The 24,178-nt window shown below is 38.6% G+C and carries 20 protein-coding genes; 18 read left to right on the forward strand and 2 right to left on the reverse strand.

The features are described from left to right. The first annotated feature begins 376 nt into the window (after window positions 1–376). On the forward strand, window positions 377–853 hold the full coding sequence (locus ACF3OC_RS06120) for a Dabb family protein (RefSeq protein ID WP_094258289.1): 477 nt from the start codon (window positions 377–379) through the stop codon (window positions 851–853). A 75-nt stretch (window positions 854–928) separates the two neighbouring features. Here ACF3OC_RS06120 and ACF3OC_RS06125 read toward each other — a convergent pair whose 3' ends face one another. Next, window positions 929–1,243 (reverse strand): DUF4342 domain-containing protein, encoded by a 315-nt coding sequence (locus ACF3OC_RS06125; RefSeq protein WP_094258290.1) that lies wholly within the window; start codon window positions 1,241–1,243, stop codon window positions 929–931. A gap of 155 nt (window positions 1,244–1,398) precedes the next feature. After that, window positions 1,399–2,181, reverse strand: coding sequence for a sulfite exporter TauE/SafE family protein (locus tag ACF3OC_RS06130; RefSeq protein WP_094258291.1), 783 nt, complete (start codon window positions 2,179–2,181; stop codon window positions 1,399–1,401). Window positions 2,182–2,341: 160 nt separating this feature from the next. On the opposite strand from ACF3OC_RS06130, the gene ACF3OC_RS06135 reads away from it, so the two are divergent. The 17 genes from ACF3OC_RS06135 to ACF3OC_RS06215 all read left to right on the forward strand — a co-directional run bounded on the left by ACF3OC_RS06135 (window position 2,342) and on the right by ACF3OC_RS06215 (window position 24,166). Continuing rightward, complete coding sequence (locus ACF3OC_RS06135; RefSeq protein WP_094258292.1) at window positions 2,342–2,890, forward strand: YeeE/YedE family protein; 549 nt, start codon at window positions 2,342–2,344, stop codon at window positions 2,888–2,890. A gap of 1 nt (window position 2,891) precedes the next feature. Then, window positions 2,892–3,305, forward strand: a complete 414-nt coding sequence (locus ACF3OC_RS06140) for a DUF6691 family protein (RefSeq protein ID WP_094258293.1) — start codon at window positions 2,892–2,894, stop codon at window positions 3,303–3,305. 74 nt (window positions 3,306–3,379) lie between these two features. Then, the gene (locus ACF3OC_RS06145; protein WP_094280417.1) at window positions 3,380–3,688 is read left to right on the forward strand and encodes a rhodanese-like domain-containing protein; all 309 of its coding nucleotides are present in this window, start codon (window positions 3,380–3,382) and stop codon (window positions 3,686–3,688) included. 49 nt (window positions 3,689–3,737) lie between these two features. Further along, entirely contained in the window at window positions 3,738–5,117 is a 1,380-nt protein-coding gene (locus tag ACF3OC_RS06150) for a rhodanese-like domain-containing protein (protein ID WP_392471120.1), read from the forward strand. A gap of 11 nt (window positions 5,118–5,128) precedes the next feature. Then, window positions 5,129–5,755, forward strand: coding sequence for a Crp/Fnr family transcriptional regulator (locus tag ACF3OC_RS06155; protein WP_179221441.1), 627 nt, complete (start codon window positions 5,129–5,131; stop codon window positions 5,753–5,755). Window positions 5,756–5,813: 58 nt separating this feature from the next. Continuing rightward, entirely contained in the window at window positions 5,814–6,215 is a 402-nt protein-coding gene (locus ACF3OC_RS06160) for a hypothetical protein (protein ID WP_094258297.1), read from the forward strand. A gap of 133 nt (window positions 6,216–6,348) precedes the next feature. After that, window positions 6,349–7,704 (forward strand): TolC family protein, encoded by a 1,356-nt coding sequence (locus tag ACF3OC_RS06165; protein ID WP_094280419.1) that lies wholly within the window; start codon window positions 6,349–6,351, stop codon window positions 7,702–7,704. 9 nt (window positions 7,705–7,713) lie between these two features. Next, entirely contained in the window at window positions 7,714–10,869 is a 3,156-nt protein-coding gene (locus tag ACF3OC_RS06170) for an efflux RND transporter permease subunit (RefSeq protein WP_094280420.1), read from the forward strand. 3 nt (window positions 10,870–10,872) lie between these two features. Continuing rightward, window positions 10,873–11,961 (forward strand): efflux RND transporter periplasmic adaptor subunit, encoded by a 1,089-nt coding sequence (locus ACF3OC_RS06175; RefSeq protein WP_094280421.1) that lies wholly within the window; start codon window positions 10,873–10,875, stop codon window positions 11,959–11,961. Between the two features lie 17 nt (window positions 11,962–11,978). Then, window positions 11,979–12,554: a TlpA disulfide reductase family protein gene (locus ACF3OC_RS06180; RefSeq protein ID WP_094280422.1), complete on the forward strand. Its 576-nt coding sequence runs from the start codon at window positions 11,979–11,981 to the stop codon at window positions 12,552–12,554. Window positions 12,555–12,801: 247 nt separating this feature from the next. Beyond that, window positions 12,802–14,127, forward strand: coding sequence for an IPT/TIG domain-containing protein (locus tag ACF3OC_RS06185; RefSeq protein WP_218823959.1), 1,326 nt, complete (start codon window positions 12,802–12,804; stop codon window positions 14,125–14,127). An 18-nt stretch (window positions 14,128–14,145) separates the two neighbouring features. Beyond that, window positions 14,146–17,244, forward strand: a complete 3,099-nt coding sequence (locus tag ACF3OC_RS06190) for a TonB-dependent receptor (protein WP_094258302.1) — start codon at window positions 14,146–14,148, stop codon at window positions 17,242–17,244. Between the two features lie 11 nt (window positions 17,245–17,255). Beyond that, the gene (locus ACF3OC_RS06195; RefSeq protein WP_094258303.1) at window positions 17,256–19,262 is read left to right on the forward strand and encodes a RagB/SusD family nutrient uptake outer membrane protein; all 2,007 of its coding nucleotides are present in this window, start codon (window positions 17,256–17,258) and stop codon (window positions 19,260–19,262) included. A gap of 13 nt (window positions 19,263–19,275) precedes the next feature. Next, window positions 19,276–20,247 carry a BT_3044 domain-containing protein gene (locus tag ACF3OC_RS06200; RefSeq protein WP_392471126.1) on the forward strand — a complete coding sequence of 324 codons (972 nt, stop codon included), beginning with the start codon at window positions 19,276–19,278 and terminating at the stop codon, window positions 20,245–20,247. 35 nt (window positions 20,248–20,282) lie between these two features. Then, window positions 20,283–21,338, forward strand: coding sequence for a carbohydrate-binding protein (locus ACF3OC_RS06205; RefSeq protein ID WP_179221442.1), 1,056 nt, complete (start codon window positions 20,283–20,285; stop codon window positions 21,336–21,338). Window positions 21,339–21,446: 108 nt separating this feature from the next. Beyond that, the gene (locus ACF3OC_RS06210) at window positions 21,447–22,412 is read left to right on the forward strand and encodes a hypothetical protein (RefSeq protein WP_144043685.1); all 966 of its coding nucleotides are present in this window, start codon (window positions 21,447–21,449) and stop codon (window positions 22,410–22,412) included. A 605-nt stretch (window positions 22,413–23,017) separates the two neighbouring features. After that, window positions 23,018–24,166 carry an Sb-PDE family phosphodiesterase gene (locus tag ACF3OC_RS06215; protein ID WP_094280426.1) on the forward strand — a complete coding sequence of 383 codons (1,149 nt, stop codon included), beginning with the start codon at window positions 23,018–23,020 and terminating at the stop codon, window positions 24,164–24,166. Window positions 24,167–24,178 lie beyond the last annotated feature (12 nt).

Genomic DNA, 24,178 nt, shown 5'->3' on the forward strand with positions numbered 1-24,178 from the left:
GCATAATATCCTTGCAAATATAGACTTCTGAAAGGAAATTACACTAGCTTTCTTTATTGTCTTTCGGTGAAATAAAGCAAAGAATGTACCGTATATTCTATTAATAATCAATTTGTTTACATTAACTATTGCGTTTTAGGAGATATGAAATTCCTGTAAACTATTATTTAAACTTATTTATTCATGGATTTCTATTTTTTCTTAACCAATTAATTTTAAAAAAATAAATCTCGATAGTTTGTAATATTTTATTATATCTGTAGCTTTTTCGTTTCATCTCTAATTAAAGGCATCTTAATTTTTAATCTATTCCAACCTCTATTCCCAAAAAAGATTCCCTATATTTAAGTACCTAGATCAATCTATATTTAAAAACATGAAAAGAAAACATTTTATTACTACCATTTTAGTAGGAGCAAGTTCAGGTGCTTTATTGAGTTCTTGTGCAAATGAAAGTGCAGGTTCTAAATCTGAAACTCCTGCTGATTCAAGTCAATCCAATACCGAATCCCAAACTCAAGTTCAATCCGATGAACTCCATGCCGGTTTGATTGTACACTCTGTTTATTTTTGGTTAAAAGAGGGAATTACAGCTGAAGAAGAAAAAGAATTTTTGGTCTTCTTTGATGAATTGAGAAAAGTGCCAGGACCTAAAGCCTTAGAAATAGGTAAACCTGCACCGACAACACCACGCCCAGTAGTCGATAATTCATTCTCCTATTTTTTATTGGTCACATTCAATAATATGGATGAAATCAATACCTATGAGAATCATCCTGACCACTTAGCAGCTTCTGAGAAATTCTCTAAATATTGGTCAAAAGTAGAGGTTAAAGATGCCATCTTGATGTAAGGTGGCAGTATTAAAATATATAAAGGCCATTGGATTTTCCAATGGCCTCTTTTTTACAGTAAAAAATCTAAGAAATTAGTGTACTTCTATATCTGTACTTTGAGTGTTTTCCTCTTTATTAGGACTTTCAGCTGAATCCTTGTCTTCAGGTTTGTCACTGCGTTCAACAGTGATTTTACACTCTGTTAATAAGGCTGCAATCGCTCCCACAGCGGCAAAGATGGGTGCCAAAACAACCCCAATTACACCTAGGGTTACTGGAAAACTCATAATGTCTTTGCCATGTTTATCTGCAATGCTGATTTTCGTAACGTTGCCCTCAGCGATTAAATCCTTGATTCTTTTTAATAAGTTCTCTCCTGTTACTGAGAATGTTTCTTTAATTGACATAGTTGTTCGTTTTTATTTGATATACAATTCGTTGTTAAATTTATTTGATAATCAAAGATAAGAGTTGTACAACGTTCTCAATATGCTGATTAGGTTAATCGGTATAAATTTTCGGTAACTGCCTAAAAAATATCGGTGAAAATTCTAACGACCTCTTATTTGCTGATTTCTTGGATGATAACGACTATCCCCATCAATAAAACAAACCAACCAAAGGCAGGTTTTAATTTTTTGCCATCAATCCGCTGGCTAAGTTTTGAACCTATTAGTATTCCTATAATGGCAATGCTTGATAAACTTAATAAAAACGTCCAATTGATTAAATGAAAGTCTAATTTCCCCAAAAATCCAAATAAAGAGTTTGCCGCGATGATTAATAAAGAAGTCCCTACCGCTCTTTTCATGGGCATTTGATTAAAGATAATCAAAGCCGGGATGATTAAAAATCCACCGCCAGCACCTACCAACCCACTGATAAAACCTACGCCAGCACCCTGGATAATTAAAGGTAAAATACTAGAGTTCTTTGGCTTGCCTTCTACATTATTTCCCCTAATCATTTTGTAAGAAGCAAATAACATCAATATGGCAAACAAAAGCATAATCCCCATGTTTTTGGTGACTTCGAAACTCCCTAGTTGAAATAAATGGGCAGGAATCGCCTCAATAACAAATAATCGAGTCAAGAAAACCGTAATAATCGATGGTAAACCGAAATATAATGCTGTTTGGAAATCAACCAGATTATTCTTGAAATATGGAACGGCTCCAACGGCTGAAGTCGCGCCTACTATAAATAAAGAATAGGAGGTTGCCAATAACGGATCTATATGAAATAAATAGACCAATACAGGTACGGTCAAAATACTTCCGCCACCGCCAATTAAGCCTAGAGAAATCCCAATACCGATCGATGCTATATATCCTAAATACTCCATAATATATTTTTTGTACAGCAAAGGTCAGAGAAAGATTGCCAGAATTCAGTTACTTTAGTTACAGAGGAAAACATCTTCTGCTGATTCAGTCCTAAGTAACATTGGTTACTGTATTAGCAATAATTGGAACTTAATTTTGCATAAAATTTTTTTGAAGACTATGGAATTAATTATGGGGCCTTGGCCTTGGTACGTAGGCGGCGGAATTGTCGCATTAGTAATGATTGCTTTAATATTATTAGGTAGAAGCTTTGGATTCTCATCCAATTTTAGAACCATGTGCTCGGCAATGGGAGCAGGTAATTCATGTAGCTTTTTTCAATTTGACTGGCGAAAACAAAAATGGAACCTGCTTTTTCTCGTAGGTGCTATCATGGGGGGATTCATCTCCGCTCATTTCCTTTCGGATAATCAAATTCCCGAAATCTCCGAAGTAACGGTAAGTCAATTAAAGGAATTAGGCTTTGAAAGTGCGGGACAAGCCTATTCCCCAACAGAAATATTCAATACATGGAATGTGAAAACCATCGCTATCCTTGCTATTGGTGGCCTATTGGTAGGTTTTGGTACTAGATATGCCGGCGGATGTACCTCCGGACACGCAATTTCCGGATTAAGCGATTTGCAATGGCCTTCATTAGTCGCAGTAATTGGTTTCTTTATCGGTGGTTTAACCATGGTTCACTTGTTGTTCCCTTTGATTTTTTAACATGAAAAAATTAGTATATATCGTATTAGGTGTCATCTTCGGAATGGCAATGTATAAAGCAGAAGCAGCTTCTTGGTTTAGAATTTATGAAATGTTTAGCTTCCAATCCTTCCATATGTATGGATTTATGGCAACAGCATTATTGATCGGATTGCCTGCCGTGCAGTATTTTAAACGTAAAAAGGTAAAAGATGTTAAAGGGGAAGAAATCATAATTGCACCAAAAAACAAATCTATCCCTCGTTATTTAATTGGAGGTATTATCTTTGGCCTAGGCTGGGCTTTAATCGGCGCATGCCCAGGACCAATTTTTGTCCTAATAGGTTCAGGATTATATAGCATGTTGATCGTCGCTGCTTTTGCAGTGCTCGGAACTTATCTTTATGGACTTGTAAAAGATAAATTGCCTCATTAACAAGTTGCTGTGTAACAAAAGTAGCTGTCAATCATTTCAAACTAGGCTAGTTTTGTTATATTAAATTAATCGTTATGATAAAAATATTAACACTCCCAGAGTTTAAAGCTCAGATAGAAAATAATCCTGTTCAACTTTTGGATGTTAGAACAGAAATGGAATACGATTTAGGGAAAATCGATGGATCAACACTTATCAATGTTCAGTCTTCAGATTTTGAAGAATTAGCAGCTCAAAAAGTGAATCTCGATGAACCTATTTATCTATATTGTCGGTCGGGAATGCGTTCGCAGATCGCCGCAAAATTGTTGGAAAATCTTGGCGCTAAAGAAATCTATGACCTCCAAGGAGGATATGTTGCCTGGATCCAAAACAACAAATAATTAACATTAACTAAGACAGATTTATAAATTATTAAATTATAAGAATACTATGTTTTTTCAACAAGTTAATGATAAAACCTTAGCGCAAGCCAGTTTCTTTATTGGCTGTCAAGCAAAAAATGAAGCTATTGTAATTGATGCCAAAAGGGATATTGATACCTATTTGGAAATTGCAAAGCAAAATAATATGAAAATCACCCATATCGCTGAAACGCATATTCACGCTGATTTCTTGGCTGGATCTCGTGAATTAGCAGAAGCAACAGGTGCTCAGTTGTACTTGTCAGATGAGGGTGGTGAAAATTGGCAATATGAATTCCCGCACGTAGGACTTAAAGAAGGGGATCTCATTAAAGTAGGAAACTTAAGCCTTGAAGTTATGCATACCCCTGGTCATACACCGGAAAGTATCAGCTTCTTGTTAAGAGACCATCCTGCGTCGGATGAACCCGTTATGATTTTTACTGGAGACTTCGTATTCGTAGGTGATATCGGCCGCCCAGACCTATTAGAAGAAGCCGCTGGATTGGTTGGTACCAAAGAAATTGGTGCTGAACAAATGTTCCAATCCCTTAAGAAATTTGAAGCCCTGCCTGATTATGTGCAAGTATGGCCAGGTCATGGTGCCGGTTCTGCTTGTGGTAAAGCCTTAGGAGCGGTGCCTAGCAGTACCGTAGGTTACGAAAAATTGAGAAACTGGGCATTCCAATTTGCTGATGATTACGAAGGATTTAAAAATTACCTCTTAAGTGATCAACCCGAAGCTCCTGTGTACTTTGCGATGATGAAGAAACTAAACAAGGTGGATAGACCTCTTTTAGTTGAAGTTCCTGAACATCCAACCCTTTCTGTGGAACAAGTGGATGATATGAAGGATATTACTTTGATCGATACGCGTCATAAAACTGAATTTGCAAAAGGTCATTTGAAGAACTCTATTAATATTCAAAATAATAACTCTTTGGCAAATTGGGCAGGATGGATGATCGGTTATGATGAAAATATGGTAATGATTGCGGATGAAGGTAATCAGGAAGAAATTACTCGTAAACTGATGCGTATCGGATTGGATAATATCAAAGGTTTTGTTACCGATTTAACTGATGCTGAATTGGAGAAAACAAATCTTGTAGATGCGGATACAGTTGAATCCATGAAAGATAATCCAGATACCGTATTAGTGGATGTACGTGGTTTATCTGAATTTAAAGCTGAACATATCCCAGGTGCTGAACATCGCTTTGTAGGCTCGTTTAGGAAGAGTTTACCTACTGATATCAAGGACAAAAAGATTATTATTCAATGTCAATCTGGAGACCGTGCAACCATTGCAGCGTCCTTCCTAGAGAAAAACGGATTCGACAAGGTTTATAACTATGCTGGTAGTTTTATTGACTGGAAAAAGCAAGGGAAAGAAACAACAAAATAGTATATTTGAGTATGAGTCTAATAGAAAACGCTTATACAGGAATATTAGAACCCGCCTTAATTGAAGAAATTGAGGCGGTTGCTACTTTAAAGACCTTCCAAGCGGGAGAAATAATCGTTGATATTGGTCAGTATATTCGAGCAATGCCTTTGTTACTTACGGGTGCCATCAAGATTATGCGTGAGGATGAAAAAGAAGGTGAATTGCTGTTGTATTATCTCGCCAAAGGGGAAACCTGTACCATGTCCATTGCCTGCTGCGTAGGAAACAAGAAAAGTGAAATCAGAGCTCAGGCAGAAATGGAAACCACAGTGGCGATGATTCCCAATCAATACCTCAATGAATGGTTAGGAAAATACAGCTCCTGGCGGAACTTTATCCTTAATAGCTATTCTTCCAGAATGAATGAAATGCTGGGAGCAATCGATAATCTTGCCTTTTCCAAAATGGAAGATCGAATCATGAACTACCTGAAAGAAAAAGTGAAATTAACTGAGGATCGGATTCTAACGGTCACCCATCAGGATATTGCAATGGACCTAAATACTTCTCGTGTGGTGGTATCCAGAATCTTGAAAAAACTTGAAAATGAAGACAAAATCGTTTTGTTGAGAAACGAAATTCGGGTCCTCGTCTAGACTAGTAACATTCTTGAAATATTTTTTATTTCCTAATATTAGCCCTAACTTTGCATTTATGCTTAACACAACAATCGGGTTTAACCAACAACTACCGCTATTCGCTAAGATAATAGGGATAGTATTGTTGTTTGTCTTAACCTCATGTCCGATTAAGGCATCAATCAAGCAAAATCTCGCACAGGAAACCAAAACTGAAAGCAGAAATAACAAATCTGCTAAGCCTGATTCTTGGATTGACTATGAAGCGGCTGATTGTAGCGTGGCTACTGAGCAAATCAATGCTCACGATTTCATGGTTAAACAATTTCAGGTACAGCCTGCTGTATTTGCTTTATTTAACCTTGCCTTAATCCTTTTCGCTTTCCTGCCTAGGAAAGATGTCGAAAATTTTCATTGGAATACCCCAAAACTGAATTCCAATGACCTATTCCTACAATTTCGTCGATTAAACTTATAGAATTGCATTCCTAGCAAGCATTTGTCCGAGGATAAATGTTGATGACCTGGATATGGACTTTTCTGTCCGTACCATTTTTTCATTGGACTAGCTCTGGTCAAGCTGTCCATCAATACAAATTTTAATACTTAATATGGGTTTAAAAATCAATAGCCTATTGATCCTCTTGGGATTGTGCTATGCTTTCCAAAGCAATGGCCAAGACCTACAGCATCTTTGGGAGAAAACTAGGAATTACTATAAAGGATTTGAAATTCAAAAACAACAAATCTTATTGGCAAAACAAGATAGTATTGCTCAACAAATTAAATATAAACCTCAGGTTCAAGCTCAATTGCAACAAGGGCTGAGCTCTGTGGAAGGAACCTCAGGTGCATTTTTGCCCCTGCCGGGAATCCTCAATATCTCTGGGCCAAACCAATTGCAAGGTGCCTCCAGTACCTTTAATCATTTCCTTTCTGCTAGCATGAATTGGGATTTGATCAACTTCGGTAGAAAAAGCCTGGACAAAGATATTTCCAGTAGTAAAATCGATCATTCTAGATTAATAGAACAGGAATTCGCCTTTAATATCCAACAGAAGTTAACTAAACGATATATAGAATTTCTGTTTTTTCAGGTAATGGATGATTGGTATCAGAAACATTCTGATCGCTATCAGTCCATTTTGGACATTAGCAAAGGCCTTGCAAAAGCGGGGATTATACCTGGAGCAGACACCTTATTGGCAACTTCTTCCCTTAAGAATGTGGAAAGTAACTTATTGCAAATCCAAGGTAAACTGAATGGTGCCAAAATCTTATTGAAGGAATTTACCAATGAGGATATGCTAAACAATCCGGAATCAAAAAGTCAGGCATTTTTAGAACTAATAGGAAATACACAAGTTAATGCTCAGGATCATCCTTTGATTTTGATGAAAAAGAAAGAGGCTGAGGCCTTGGATCTATTGGAAAAAAAACAAAGTAGGGAAGTCCTGCCTCGAATTATGCTTTTAGGTGGACTTGCGAATCGAAGTTCAGGAATTACTTCCAATGGTTATGTACATAGTGCCTATCCTGAAATCTATAATGACTTTGCAAATAACTATTTCGTAGGTGTCGGACTAACCTGGAACCTACAGGATATGTTTAGATCTAAATCGGATAAGAAGCATTATAGCCTGAAGCTTCAGAATAACTTATTTGAACAGGAGCTTGTTCAAAATGAAATCAATAGTCAATTAGGCCAGTTAAATGCAGAGATTGCTGCTGCTGCCGAAGGAATCCATGAATCCAATGTCAGTAGAAGACAAGCCGAAGATGCTTTTAATCTGTATAAAGCACGCTATGAAGGTGGTTTAATCAATCTCGCAGAACTGTTGCAGGTTCAGGAAATCCTCCTGCAAACGGAAAGACAGAACCTAACTGCTTACTTAAATTATTGGAATCTGCAGGTAAATAAAAGCTACCAACAAGCTGATTTCAGTCAATTGTTTAATCATTTTTAAAGAGCCCCTATGAATTTAATACGTTTTGCTTTAAGAAGACCAATAGCCATCATGATGGTAATCTTTGCGATTGCCTATTTCTCTTGGCCGGTCATCAAAAAGATTAAAGTCGATATATTTCCCGAAATCGAATCTCCTGCCATGTATATTGCCATGCCTTATGGTGGTTTATCACCTGCCTATATGGATGGCTTTATGGCGAATGAATTTCAAAAAGTCCTGCTCTTTGTGAATGGTGTTAAAGAGTTGGATTTTAAGAGTGTACAAGGTTTGTCTTTAATGAAGCTTACCTTTTACCCCGGAACAGATATGTCCCAGGCATCTGCTGAAATCAGTATGCAGGTTTCCCGGGCGATGGGATTTTTACCTTCTGGTGCAGTACCTCCCATGGTCGTACGTTTTGATGGTAGTTCCTTGCCTGTTGGTCAATTGGTCTTTGACTCTGACCAACACTCGGTCACCGAACTCCAAACCATGGCTTTAACCAAAGTGAGGCCCATGTTTGTCAATATTCCAGGCATTACAGCACCAGCTCCTTTCGGAGGGAATATGCGTAGTTTGGTCGTGAATATTGATCCTCAAAAAATGAAAGCGCATGGCTTGAGCCCAGAGGAGGTAACCTTGGCGGTCACCAAAAACTCCATGCCCTCACCAGCAGGGAATGTCCGGATTGGTGATAAAAACCTAATGGCCCCAATTAACTCAATTTCTAATGGGGTTGAAGAGTTCCTGGAAACCCCAATCAAATCCTTGAATGGAAGAACAATCTTAATTGGGGATGTGGCAACGGTGATGGATGCAGCCGATCAAACCGTCGGATATGCAATTATCAATGGAAAAAGATCAGTTTACCTTCCGATTATCAAAAAACCAGATGCATCGACCTTGGATGCGGTGGATAACCTGAAGAAGTCCTTGCCAATGCTCGAAAGCTTATTGCCGGAGGGTGTCAAGATAACTTATGCCTTTGACCAATCGGTTTATATTTCAAGATCTCTTTCCAACCTGATTTTTGAAGGTGCCTTAGGTGCCTTACTGACTGGGTTAATGGTCTTTTTATTCTTACGCGACCCTCGGGGAGCATTAATCGTGATCTTAACCATTCCGATCGCGATTATTACCGCTGTAATCACACTGCATATGTTTGGACAGAGTATCAATATCATGACCCTCTCTGGCTTGGCGCTCTCCATTGGTATCCTCGTCGATGAAGCAACGGTGACCATCGAAAATATACACCAACATATGGAACTCGGTAAGAAAAAAGCCAAGGCTATTTTAGATGCCTTATTAGAGATATCAGCACCAAAACTTCTGATTCTATTAAGTATTCTTGCCGTATTGACTCCTGCATTTATGATGGAAGGTATCCCGCGTGATATGTTTATGCCTTTGTCAATGGCAGTAGCATTTGCCATGATTGCATCCTTTATTTCTTCCCAGACCTTTGTGCCGATTATGGCAAACTGGATCATGAAAACGAAGAAGCACCATGCTGGGAAATATAAAAAATCATTTATTGATAAGGTCGGTATAAAATATACATTTAAGCTGCGTTCTTTCTTTGGAAAATCCAAGTTGATTTCCATTCTCTATGCTGTTATTGCCCTTCTATTGGTATTTGGAGCCGTTAGTATTTTAGGAACGGATATTATGCCGAAATCTGAAGGTGGTGATTTTCAGGTGAGACTGCGCATGCCGGATGGTACACGCTTGGAGCGCACCGAAGAGACTGTTAAATCATTGACCAAAAGTTTAGTGGCACAACTTCCTGAAAATAGTTTGAAAATATCATCCTCTTTTGTCGGGATGCATCCTTCAGCTAACCCTATCAACCCCATCTTTTTATTCACCAGCTCAACCGGGGAAGCCGTAATGCAATTGTCCCTCGACAAAAAGAAATTGGGAATGAAAACAGATGAGTTCAAGGAGTTCGTTAGAAACCATGTTCAGGAAAAATATCCGAATGCCAGGATTAATTTTGAGCCAATAGAACTGATGGAAAAAATAATTGGACAAGGTTCAATGACTCCTGTGGAGGTTAAGGTTAGTTCTGCTCAGTTGAAAAATGCTGAAAAATTCGCCGAGAAGATTAAGAATGAGCTTGCTACCTATCCATTTTTAAAGGATGTACAAATATCTGAACCGCTTCATTATCCTACCATTGATATCAAAATCGATCGCCGTAGGCTTGCGGAATTTGGACTGACCGTGCAAGAAGTTTCTAGAAACTTGGCCGCAACCACCTCATCCACGCGATTTACAGATAAAAACCTATGGGTCGATCCTAAATCGGGATTGGTGTTCCAAGTCCAGGTTCAAGTCCCTGAGAATATGATCCAAACACTTCAGGATCTTAGGTCAATACCCGTAAAGCAAGGTTCTTCAACTCCGGTTCTAGAGGATATTGCAACCATTACTGCCAATGAAGTTCCAGCTCAGGTTAATCGTCGTGGACCAAATCGGTATGTCAGTATTCTCGCTGATATCCATGAAAAAGATTTGGGTGCTGCAAATAAGGCAGTCAATGAAAGCTTGAAAAAAGTGGGAGAACCGCCGCGTGGAACCCGGATTTGGAAGGAAGGAAACTTGCCGCTATTGGAGGAAACTTTAACTGGATTGCTCTCGGGGCTGTCCATTGCCATTGTAGTTATTTTCTTTATGATGTCTGCTTATTACCAATCTGTAAGGGTCAGTTTAGTAATTCTTTCAGTTGTTCCCGCAGTAATTGCAGGATCATCAATCATGATCTGGATAAGTGGAAGTACCTTAAATCTCCAATCTTACATGGGGATAATCATGTCTATCGGGGTGTCAGTTTCGAATGCGGTATTATTAATTAATCAAGCTGAATGGTATCGCAAGAAATTACATCTTCCGGCATCAAGGGCAGCCTTGTTGGCCGCGAAATCTAGATTTCGCCCCATCTTGATGACAGCATTGGCCATGCTGGCGGGAATGACGCCAATGGCCCTTGGAATGGGAGATGGAGGTGAACAAGTAGCTCCATTAGGCCAAGCCGTAATTGGTGGACTTGTGAGTTCAACCTTGACTATCCTATTAATAATCCCATTAATCTTTAGCTTAATCATGAATAAAGCATCATATGGTTCACCTTCGTTAGATCCAGATGATTCCAATAGTAAATTCTATTTAGAAAAATAAACAATGAAAAAACTTAGCATATTCGGACTTGTCTTGTTATTGGCTGGTTGCCAGGCAAACAGTGAGGAGACAAAAACTAAAAAGGAAAGTCCTTCCGAAAATACAATTTCCGTAAAAGTTGTTCAACCTGTTGAACAACAGCCTTCTTATACCTTGAAATTGCCGGCAGAGCTACATCCTTATGAATCTGTGGATGTGTTTGCAAAGATAAAAGGATTTGTGCGGAAAATCAATGTTGATGTGGGGGATCAGGTCCGAAAGGGGCAAATCCTGGCGGTACTGGAAGCTCCGGAAATGGATATTCAATCTACAGCAGATCGCGCAAAATCACAACAATTACGAGCTAATTTTGAAGTCAGCAAAAGTCGGTATGACCGACTTAAAAAAGTTAAAAACCAAAGTGTTGGTGCAGTCTCTGATTTGGAATTTGAACAGGCTTATGGATCCATGTTGAGAGATAGCGCAGCCCTTGAAGAAAGTAATTTCTCCTATAAGAAGTCTAATCAAATGCGTGAATATTTGGTGGTCCGGGCGCCATTTTCCGGAATTATTACTCAACGTAATTTTTCTGTAGGTGCCCTAATGGGGGATACCGGAATGCCTTTCTTTAAATTGGTGGATAATAATAATTTGAAACTCAAGGTGGTTGTTCCTGAATTGCATGCGCAGTCGATCTCTGATAGTACCGTGGCTCAGTTCAAGGTCTTAAGTATGCCTGATTCGGTGTTCAAGGCAAAACTTAAGCGAAATGCCTTGGTGATTGATCCCGTATCAAGATCCTTAGCACTTGAATTTGATGTGCCTAATCAAAGCCGCGCCTTGAATGGTGGCGATTATACCGATGTTCAACTCAATTTAAAACGAAAAAGACCTACCGTCTTTGTCCCTCAAAGTAGTGTGGTAAACTCTCAATCTGGGGTATTCGTTCTGAGACTTGACGAAGCTAATAAAGTGGAACGCGTGCCAGTTGTTCTGGGTCAAAGCCAGGAAAATGGAGTGGAGGTATTTGGTGATCTCAAACCTACGGACAGAATCATTGAAAAGGCCTCCGAAGAAATAAATTCAGGTCAAATTGTACAAATAGTCAAATAATCTTAAGAAATTTAAATATGAAAACGAAAAAAATCTTATTGGGAATGTCCATGTTGGCCCTTTTAGCCGTTGGTTGTAATACTGCGGTAAAAGAGCAATCATCGAATGATTCTATCGCAAATAAATCGAATACGGAAGAGGTACAAGAAGCAAAGTTGGTCGAAAAAGCGAACAGCATCAATGCCAGTTTCAAGAATATTAATGGAGAAACGGTTTCACTGCAGGATTTAAAAGGTAAAGTTGTTGTCATGAACTTTTGGGCAACCTGGTGTCCTCCATGTATTGCGGAGATGCCTTCCCTACAAAAATTACATGAGGAGCTTAAAGCTGAAAAAGATATCGTATTTATGGCTATTGAAGTAGATCAGGATATCGATAAAGCTGCAAAATTTATGGCTAAAAATAAATATACCCTTCCGCTTTATACTGTAGATGCAGAATTGCCGGAGGAATTAATGTCCAACTCCATCCCGATGACCGTTATTTTTGCAAAAAATGGTGATATCATTGGAAAACAAGTAGGCATGATGGATTTTAAATCTGAAAAACTTAAACAAGGATTGATAGATTTAACGAAAGAGAACGAAAGGTAAATCTTGCTTATTATTTAAAAAATAAGAAAATAAAATAAGAAAAAAGAGTCAATTCCAAGAATTGACTCTTTTTTTTATGCAGGATAGTACAGGATGGTAATATCTAACTGTCTAATTATATTGTCTTAACACTATCAATGAAAATTATTAATCAACTAACACCAATTATTAAACTCTTAAAACCAAATAATAAATAGCTTACACTAATTTATAGAATTAAAACTAACCATTTACTTAAACGAAAATTATGTTCAGTATCAATCTCTCGATGATGCGTATTGGCCATTTTTTAGGTGCTTTTGCTTTCGCATTATTGATTCTTTCAAGCTCTTGTAAAGATGAAAAAGCCGAAGATGGCATCAATGTCCCCTACGATGCATCAAAACCAATTAAAGTTGATCTCGTTTACCCCGATTCCGGGAAATACCTGGAAAAAGTAATGATTACCGGTGATAATTTTGGAACAGACCCCTCGCAAATTCGGGTTTGGTTCAATGGTAAAAAAGCTGCCGTAGTCGGATCAACCGGTAGTAGAATGTATGTCTTGGCGCCCCGACTTCCTGGGGATACCTGTAAGATCTCTGTCGCCATCGGCGATGACTCCATCGCCTACAATAAAGACTTCTTTTACAAAACTTCGGTAACGGTAACAACGCTAGCAGGGAACGGAAGCCGCGATACCTATCGCGATGGCGACCTCACCCAGTCCATCGTTGCACCAAGGTATTTATGCGTGGATAAAGATGATAATATCTTTATCATTAATCGGGTGCCAGACCAATATCATGTTGCCCGAATTGATGAAGAGAAAAATGAATTGATAACGGTGGCAAGAAATGTAATTGCCAACGTGCCAGCAGCAGATCCGCTTACCGGCATTATCAGTTTCCCAACGGAAACCACGGTAGGTTCCTATTACTCCTTAGACCCAAAAGAATTCTGGGGTCCTAGGATTCGAGAAATGAGATGGCCCGCATCTGGAGACCGCCCAGAAAATGGATGGAAACATTCCATGGTAGTAAATCCTTCGGATGGCTTTATCTATACACGTTACTATTATGGTCATATCGTGAAGATTAATCCTCGAACCTATGAGGTCGAAACCATCTTTAAAACCGAACAAGGAGATAGCTACGGTCTTACCTTTAGTCCTAATAATCCGAATATCCTTTATATTTCATTTTTTGGAAACTCTGGAGTCAATGCCAATAGTATTTGCAGTATCGATGTAACCAAACCTGAGACAACCTTTAAAAAATTGTCCGGATCCACTGCAGGTGGACATCGGGATGGAAAGCTGGAAGTCGCCCAATTTAGAAACCCAGAGCAGATTTTTACCGATGCCGACGGGAATATGTATATCGCTGATAGCGGAAACCATTGTATTCGTAGAATTAACTCAGAAGGATTAGTTGAAACTGTGCTTGGAATGCCTGGAACTGCAGGCTGGAGAGACGGAGGTAAAGAAGATGCCCTGTTCAATAACCCTACTGGAATCGGAATTAGTTCCGATGGGTCAGTTTATGTAGCTGATTTTAATAATAATCGTGTTAGAAAACTATCCATTAATTAAAAGCCTAAATTCTACATTATGAAATTTAAAATCCTTTCTCTGTGGATGGTAATTCTATCATTCTCAGTTTTGTCGGCCTATAGCCAAGAAAGTTATAATATAAGTGGGACGGTATTGGATGATTTAGGTAACCCGATTCCGGCTGTTACCATTTATCTACGTGATAAAATCAGTATTGGTACATCTTCTCTGGAAGATGGTAAATTCACCATCAAAGCCTCGCGAGGTGATATGTTGGTCTTTAAACATGTCGGTTTCAAGGATATTGAGTACCTGGTGACTGAAGCAAAATCAGATTTAACCATACAATTCAACGAAAAGGCCGAAGAAATCGACGAAGTAGTTGTTGTTGGACTAGGTCAGCAACGGAAGATATCCAATGTTGCCGCCGTTACGAGTGTGGATGTGAAAGCCCTGCAAACTCCAGTGGTTTCAATTGCCAACCTTTTGGGGGGTAGAGCAGCCGGGGTGATCTCCTTGCAAAGCAGTGGTGAACCTGGAAAGAATATTTCAGAATTCTGGGTAAGAGGGATTGGAACCTTTGGCGCCAATTCGAGTGCCCTGGTTTTGATTGACGGATTGGAAGGAAATATTAATTCCATCGACCCTGCAGATATTGAAAGCTTTTCCATCCTGAAGGATGCCTCTGCAACCGCAGTATATGGGGTAAGAGGAGCAAACGGGGTGGTATTGATTACGACCAAAAGAGGACAGGCAGGAAAATTAAGTATAACTGGAAGGGTAAATGCTTCTGCAAACTTCTTGCCTCGTTTACCGGATTATTTAAGAGCCTATGATTATGCAAGATTGGCAAATGAAGCCCGAGAAGTCAGAGGTGAAACACCTATTTATTCAGGAGTTGAACTTGATATCATAAAAGATGGCTTGGATAGAGATATGTATCCAGATGTAAGTTGGCAAGATCAGGTTCTTCGGAATAATGCTTACCGGAAAAGTTTCTATGCCAGTGCTCGTGGTGGGGCGCAAGTAGCACGTTATTTCTTGAGTTTAGGGATGAGTGATGAAACAGCAGCATACAAATTTGATGATGCCAGTGTATATGCGTCAAATGCAGGTTATAAAACCTATAATTACAGAACCAATATTGACCTTGAACTTTCTCCAACTTCGACCTTATACTTTGGTACAGATGGATTTCTTTCGGTAAATAATACACCAGGAGTAGCTTCTACAGATTATATCTGGTATGCTCAATCCAACTTGAATCCATTGTTAATTCCTTTGGTTTATTCAGATGGAAAGTTGCCTGCTACATCCACTACTGGATCTTTGCGTTCGCCATTGGTGATGATCAACCATATGGGAAGAAGATCTAACCAAGAGTTTCGTGGTAAATTTACATTAGCATTGGATCAAAAGTTGGATTTTCTGCTACCAGGTTTGAAAATTAGAGGTCAAGGAGCTTATGATATCGTGAGTTGGTTCAATGAGTCTAGATTAATTTCTCCAGCATTATTCCAAGCGGTAGGTAGAGATCAGCAAGGAGAGTTGATTACCATCGAAAGGTCGCCTGCACAAGCTATTTCTTATGGTAAATCCACCAACCAATTCCGTAAATATCATTTTGAAAGTACCTTGAATTATGAGAAGAAAATTAATGAGGATCACCGTACATCAGCCCTTGTCTATTATTATTTAAGTGATCAAAAAGAAGCTGATAAGGGGACAAACAACCTAAGTGCAATTCCAATTCGCTATCAAGGGGTTTCCAGTAGGTTTACCTATGGGTATCAGGATACTTATATGGTGGATTTTAACTTTGGTTATACGGGGTCTGAAAACTTCCAACCAGGTAAACAATATGGATTTTTCCCTTCTGTTGCCGCTGGATGGGTGCCCTCAAATTATAAATTCGTAAAAGATCACCTTCCTTGGATTAGCTTCCTGAAATTTAGAGGATCATTTGGAACTGTAGGTAATGACCGTATCACCAATGACCGTCGTTTCCCATATTTAACCATGGTAAATAGCTATATAGCTAGTCCTTGGGGATCTTCCGCATTATTGGACGCTGTAAATGAGTCGGTTATCGGAGCAGATAATTTGCAATGGGAAAAAGCTGAAAAAGCCAATATCGGGATGGAATTGAATCTATTTAACGATAAACTAAGCTTTATTGTCGATGTATTCAATGACCAAAGAAATGGAATCTTTATGCAAAGGGTTCAGGTGCCTGATTACGCTGGTTTAACGACCATGCCTTATGGAAACGTTGGTCGGATGAAGAGTATTGGTGCTGATGGGAGTGGTTCTTATAAACATACCATCAATGATGATATGAGCTTCACTATTCGAGGCAACTTTACCTATTCCAAAAATAATGTCCAAAACTGGGAAGAAGCTAACCCTAAATATCCTTATCAGGAAGTGTCAGGCTATCCATATGGTTCCATTAGAGGTTATCAATCCTTGGGACTCTTCAGAGATTGGGATGACGTCAATAACTCACCAGCTCAATTTGGAAAAGTTCAACCAGGCGATATCAAATACAGGGATATCAATGGGGATGGGGTAATCAATTCTGATGACCGGGTTCCATTGACGCATAGCACTTATCCTTTGTTGATGTATGGATTCGGTGGTGAGTTCAATTATAAAAAGTTTACCCTCGGTGTCTTATTTAAAGGTACTGGTCAAACGGATTTCTTTTATTCTGGAAATGGAATAGGTACCGGATATGTTCCTTTTTTCAATGGTGTTAATGGAAATGTGCTGAATCTAGCAAGTGATCCTTCGAACAGATGGATCCCAATGGAGTATGCACTTGCAAATGGTATCGATCCATCTTTGGCTGAAAATCCTAATGCCCGTTATCCAAGATTGACCTATGGAAATAACACAAATAACTCACAGCTTTCAGATTTCTGGAGAGGAGATGCGCGATATCTAAGATTGCAAGAGGTTAACTTAAATTATAATTTAAGAGCCCCATTCTTGCAACGCATAAAAATCGCTTCTGTTGATTTTCAGCTCGTTGCCAATAATTTAGTTATTTGGGATAAAGTCAAAATTTTTGATCCGGAACTTGCTTATAGAAATGGGGAAGTGTATCCGATTCCAACGTCCTTTATCTTTCAAATGTATCTAAACCTTTAATTTCTGAAACCATGAATACTTTCTTTAAACATATAAAATCATTTACGATAGTCCTGATTTTAATAGTCGTTTCTACATCCTCATGTAAGAAGTTTCTAAGTGTGGATGATTATTTCAGTGATGAGCTGAAACTCGATACGGTTTTTTCGCAAGCAAGATACGTGGAAGCCTACCTATGGGGAACGGCGAACCTTTTTCCAGATGAAGGAAGGTTACAAAATAACTCTCATACTCCCGGACCATTTGCAACTGACGAAGGATTTACTTCCTTCCTAACATCAAGTGGTTATAGTGGAATGCGATTCGTATTAGGGGAGATTACAGCTACTAGCTTATACTCTCTCAATCAATGGGGGAATTATTATAAAATCATTCGTAAATGTAATACCATTTTCAACCGAATTGATGAGGCTAAAGATCTAAAGACCGACAACCGTTTTAAGATCTTGGGATATGCACGATTTATCCGTGCATATGCTTATTACAATATCTTAATGGATTTTGGTCCCCCAATTTTATTGGGTGATGAAATTATTGAATCAAATGCTCAACTTTCGGATTATGATCGTCCGCGTGCTACCTACGATGAGGCTGTAGAATATATCTGTAATGAATTGGAGGAAGCTGCTAAGTTTTTGCCTAATTCAGTTCCCTTGGTTGAATTTGGATTGCCTACTAAATCAGCAGCTTACGGTCTGATTGCGAGAGTGAGATTAATCCATGCCAGTCCATTGTTCAATGGTGGTGAAAGTGCAAGAACCTATTTCGGTACTTGGAAAAGGTCGACAGATAAGGTAAACTATATTTCTCAGAACTATGATGAAAAACGTTGGGCATTAGCTGCTGCAGCTGCCAAGCGCATAATTGATTTGGGTGAAACCGGAATGTTCAGGTTGCATGTGGTTCCTGCAGATTCAGAAACTCCGGAATTACCAGAAGGGGTGACTTCGGATCCGAACTACTATCAGCAATGGCCAAATGGAGCTGCCGGAATTGATCATTATCGTTCCTATTCTGAGATGTTTAACGGTGAATCTGTTGTTCCTGTGAATGCAGAGTATGTCTGGGCCCGTAGAAGTGGAGCCTTGGTTGATGAAACCAGAATGTCCTTCCCACAAAAATTGGATGGATGGAATGGTACCTCTGTGACTCAAAAAGTCGTGGATGCTTATTCCATGGTCGATGGTCGTGAGATCTCTAACTCAAGCAGCAATTATCCATATACCGAATCGGGCTTTACCAATACAACCAAAGTATTCTCAGGGTTTCGCTTGAATGCCAATGTGAGCAATATGTATAATAATCGAGAACCTAGATTCTATGCAAGTGTTGGTTTTTCTGGAAGTTATTGGACCATGTCCTCCTCAACTTCTTCAGGCTATTACAACCAAACCATTGAATATTATTTTGACTCACCAAATGGTAAAGGTTCTGTTAGTAGTCCGGTGGATTTCCCGATTACAGGCTATGTCCTGAAAAAATTCATCCATCCAACGGATGCTTGGGGTGGAACCAATGCGCGTAGAATGGATAAAGCATTTCCAATCATTCGCTATGCTGAAATATTACTTTCATATGCAGAAGCATTGAATAATATCAATGGTTCTCATACAGTTGAATTGGACGGAAAGCAATATAACATCAGTCGTGATCCGGAAGCGATCCGGAAAGCTTTCAACCCAGTTCGTTATCGTGCTGGAATACCAGGGATTCGTGGAACTGAAGGCAAAGCCGCAATCCAAAGATTGATCGAGAAGGAAAGAATGGTGGAATTCTTATTTGAAAATAGAAGATATTATGATGTACGAAGATGGGGGATTATGGAGCAGGTTGAATCTGTGCCAATCCGTGGAATGAATATCGAAGGCTCTCGTGATGTTTTCTTTAACCGGGTGATTCCTAACACCTCGAGAATTGGAGCTAGAATCGTGAATAAAAGGTTAGCTTTTGTACCACTCCCACTGAATGAAGTGCGATTGCTACCTTCTTTAGATCAAAATCCAGGTTGGGAAAACTAAAAACCATTGAATTATGAAAAGAAAAAACATCAATATAAATAAATTCAATACCGGGTTTTGGAAAACGGTATTGTTTGGGGGCCTAGTTTTGTCCATATTTCAATCATGTAATGATGATGAAGTATATGAAAAAGAACAATATAAAAATGTATTTGCCTTAATCAGTGAATCGGATAATGTTGCTCGAAAGTTTCATAAGCTTGGCGAAGAGTCTATAGGTTATGTTGCGGCATCCTTGGGTGGAACTGAGCCTATAGAAAAAGGTATTGAAATCAGTTTGGTAGAGGATAAAACCTTAATTGATCAGTTCAATTTGGTGAATTTTGATACCGATGTTTCCAAATATGTACGACCGCTTCCTGCTGATAAATACGATATTGCCAGTTTAAAGTTTAACATTCCTGCGGGCGAGATTTCTGGAAGATTACCAATCAAAATCAGACCTGATGGGTTATCGCCGGATTCATCTTATTTTATTCCACTCCGTGTGCAATCTTTTTCTGCCTATGAAGCGAATCCGAAAAAGAGCTATATCCTGTATAGCGTCCGGACAAAGAATTATTATGCTCAATCAGACGGGACAAGCATTTATAGTATGCGTGGGAAATATAGAGAGCAAGGTTCAGCGTCGGAATTAGAAATGCCCGGAAATAAGGTCATGCATCCCATTACTAAAAATTCAGTACGGGTGATGGCTGGTAATGAAGCCTTTGAGTCCAATGCCAATGTCATTAATCAAGGTGCCATTCTAATTGAAGTAGGTTCTGACAATAAGCTCACTATTAAGCCTTATAAAAACATCGTTGTTAATCAGGTAAACGGAGATCCTGATTTTCCGAATATCTTCAAAATTGATGATGATGGTTTTAAAACGTACAAGACTTTCTTGCTGCGGTATAACTATGTCTCAGGAAATACGGTGGTTGAAATGAAAGAAGAGTTAAGACTTGAATTTAAGGAAGAGGATGAAATCGAAAATAAATAATACCTCCAGTTATTATGGACTTAAATTTTAGAAAAATGAAAAAATTAATAATATATGGCTTGGGACTAGTATTGTTGTTGAGTTTCAATAGTTGTGAAGAATATATCCGAACGGAAGTTGTCAAGGAGTTATACGTGAATAAATCCATCATCAATGGTTTTGTCGGCGAGGAGGTCCAATTAATTGCTAGCCCCACAGATGGTAGTTATCAGTTCAGGTGGAGCTCGGAGGATGAGAAAATCGCTACGGTCTCTCAAGATGGAAAAGTCAAACTCACCGGTGAAGGATTTACCAATATCGTCGTAGAAGCTGGGGATATTAGACAGAAGGTAGAAATATACTCGGTCATTCGTATCAGCCTGAAGGATATAGTGTTGAGCGATACGGATTTAGAAATGACTCCAGGTGAGAAGAAAATCATCACTGTTCAGCGAGTTCCAGATAATGCAAACGATATTCCGGCGGCAGTATGGAGCACTGAAAATAGTGCTGTTGCAGTGGTGAATGAACTGGGTGAAATAACAGGGGTAGGAGAAGGACAAACTGCTATCCTATATACTGTGGGTCCAATTGTTAAAAAAGTAAATGTTATGGTGACCTTTACTTCGCCTTTCAACGGGCCTCATATCTTGCAAACCGGAAAACAAACCGAGATCATGGCGGCAGATTTTGATTATGGTGGTTTAGGCTATGCCTTTAATGATGATGAAGGCAATAATATTGGAAATGATGATTACCGTCGAAGTAAGGGAGATTCCAAAAGTAAACCAGTGGAAATTGAAGGCAATGGAAATAACATTGGCTATATCAGCGCTGGGGATTGGTATCAATATACAGTGGATGTAAAAGACGCTGGTAAATACCTGTTCGATGCATCCTTATCAGCTAATGGCGATGGTCTATTCCATCTTGAAGTCGATGGTGTTCGTGTTCCTGGAGATATTCAAGCTCCTAACAATGGCAGCTGGAACTCATGGAGGTACATTCCAACAACTCCTGTCGAAATTAATCTAACCGAAGGAAAACATAAGATAAAATTTGTGGTAGATCGCTCTGGCTTTAATTTAAGAGCCATCCGATTTAGCAAATAAGGCAGGATTTTATCTTGCCAAAGGAAACAATAACCTGAACAGTAACAAGTTTTAGAGCTTGATCTGTTCAGGTTGTTTTTTATTAAATTTAATCTTAAATAATTAATTATGAGGAGTCTTTGGGTTTTGCTAATGATCTTTTTGAATGCATTGAACTCTTCAGCGCAGGTCAATCTATTGAAAGATCCAAGTTTTTCAAGAGGCTTTTCTGTGTATATGGTTGAAGACGGAGTTCCTAACCTTCCTTTAACCATTAAAAAAATAATTGTAGTAGACTCGAATCAACATCAAGGTCCAGTATGGCAATTAGCGCAGTGGAACAACTATAATAATAAAATTGAAAATGCCGCTTACAGTAAACAAAAGGGCATCGATATTTATAAAACCAGGTTTGGGAATGAGTTTCGGATAGATACAGCCAATAGGATGTTGCGATTGAAATTAAACACTTCCTCAGAGTATGGAAAAAACGAAGTAAGTCCCGATAATCCAAGAAAAGAAGGTCAGAAATGGCCACACTTGCTGATTTCGCAGGATATTGAAAATCCAGCAGGTCGTTTGGCAAATCTAAGATCTGTAGAAATGCAAGTCACCTATGCTATCCTCGCGGTAAAGAATAATCATAACAAGAAGAATTTTAATCAGAACCTGCATTCAGCCCAATTTCAATGGTTTCTTTCCATAAAGAATAATAATCAGGCTTCAGCAGGGTTTGGGGATTATTTTTGGTTCGGACTTTCCTTATATGATTTTAGGCATCAATTTGCGCCGCAATATGCCAACAAGGATTTCAATACTACCGCAAAGTTCATTTATATGCCTGATATGAAGGAGGTCTTAGGTGAAAACAATGCTAGTAAAGTTGGTTCTAAAGGTCAAATGCTGAAATACGATGTTTTCCCTGAAATCAAAAAAGCATTTCTTTTGGCGAAGGAGAATGGTTTTTTAAAGGATAGTCAATGGGAAGATCTCTATATTTCCCATATTAATATTGGTTGGGAAGTGCCTGGTTCTTTTGATGTAAGCGCCCAGGTTAAAGATCTCGGAATTATGCTGACCGAATTACACAATTAGATTCCTTTGCCAGGGGTATTTCTTCTATAAATTTTCTCCTTAAAATTCCCAAATCTATTTCTGCTATTAATTCAGTGTTCTGTATCAGAAAATCTTCAGGAAATATTCGAGTCAAAATTGGAGTTTCTGGGGACTTTCTCCGGACCTTCTTCGGAGATCAGTCGGATTTTGTTCGAGTTTTTTCGAAGGAGGTCCGAAGGAACTGCGGCCATTCTCCGACCGCTTCCTGAATTTGAATACTATTCATGTCGTATAAGCATAGAACCGCATCAAAAACCGAAAACAAAGTGATTTCTTAATAGGTTTATTTTTCTTAACAAATCTTATATGTTAAATAATTATTTTACAATCGTTATGAAATGCTGTTTTTTGAGTGTGTAAAGTTAAAATATTATTGATTATAATATAAGTAGTTGATATACATATTTATATGACGCTAATATTGAACGGAAAATTTAATTTTATTAATAAGTATTCGGCATAAAATGATAAATTAATGTTTAAAATTCTTTTTTTTTATTAATTAATCGAAAACATATTCTTAATATTGTGTTAACAAACCTTAATTATTTTTGCCGTTATAAATCAACCTAATAGTGTGAACTATGAAAATGAAATTATCCTTAATTGGAATCTTCTTTTTTTCGGTTAGCTTATTACAAGCACAGACTGATGATGGCATTATGCGTTTAACAGAATTCGCATATCCAGTAAAACGGCAAAATCTAACTATTCCCGATGTCAATGGCTATCAAGTATTGAAATGTGATTTTCACATGCATACGGTATTTACCGATGGTCATGTATGGCCAAATGTGAGAATTCAAGAAGCCTGGCGTGAAGGGTTGGATGCTATTTCATATACCGAGCATATGGAATATAATCCCCACAGTGCGGATGTAAAGGTAGACCACAATCGTTCGCATGACTTAGCTGTTGAACTGGCAAAGGAGAATAATATTGTTTTGGTCAAAGGAACGGAAGTGACAAGACAAACGCCTCCAGGACATTTTAACGCATTGTTCATTCAAGATGCAAACGAGTTAGTATCGGATAACAATTCCAATTTAGATCAGGAAGCAATCGACAAGGCTTACGCCCAAAAAGCATTTATTTTCTGGAATCACCCCGGATGGAAAGCAACTGCAATTCCAGGGTCCTATGAATGGATTGACTTTGTTGAGAAGATGTATCAAGAGAAAAAGCTGCATGGAATTGAGGTTGTAAATGGCTTAGGTTTTCATAAGAAAGCATTGGATTGGGCTTTGGACCGTAATTTAACCATTATTGGAAATACGGATATCCATAACCTGATTGCTCATGATTATAACATCGAGAAGCAGGGCGTGCATAGAACGATGACACTGGTCATGGCGAAAGATCGTACAGCTGCCGGAATCCGCGAGGCATTGGAAGCTGGTAGGACGGTAGTTTGGTCAAGTAATTACCTGTTTGGAAAGGAAGAAAATGTTAGAGATCTAGTAAAAGCATCGATTTCAGTTTCTCCAGCTTACCATGAGAAAACCAATGCAAAGACCAAGGTAAAAACCAATTATTACGAAGTTAAGAACAACAGTGATTTATATTTTGAGTTGGAATTAAAAGCAGGGAATGGCACCAAGAGATTGGTTTTATATCCAGAATCCACTCAAATCTTGACTGCCGAAGCAGGGCAATCGAATTTAACCTATGAAATAATATCAACATTTATTCGGAGTGATAAGCATTTACAATTTGACATCAATTTAAAGTAAAAAGCGAATTCT

This window comes from Sphingobacterium cellulitidis (genome assembly GCF_043187465.1).
GTDB lineage: Bacteria > Bacteroidota > Bacteroidia > Sphingobacteriales > Sphingobacteriaceae > Sphingobacterium > Sphingobacterium cellulitidis.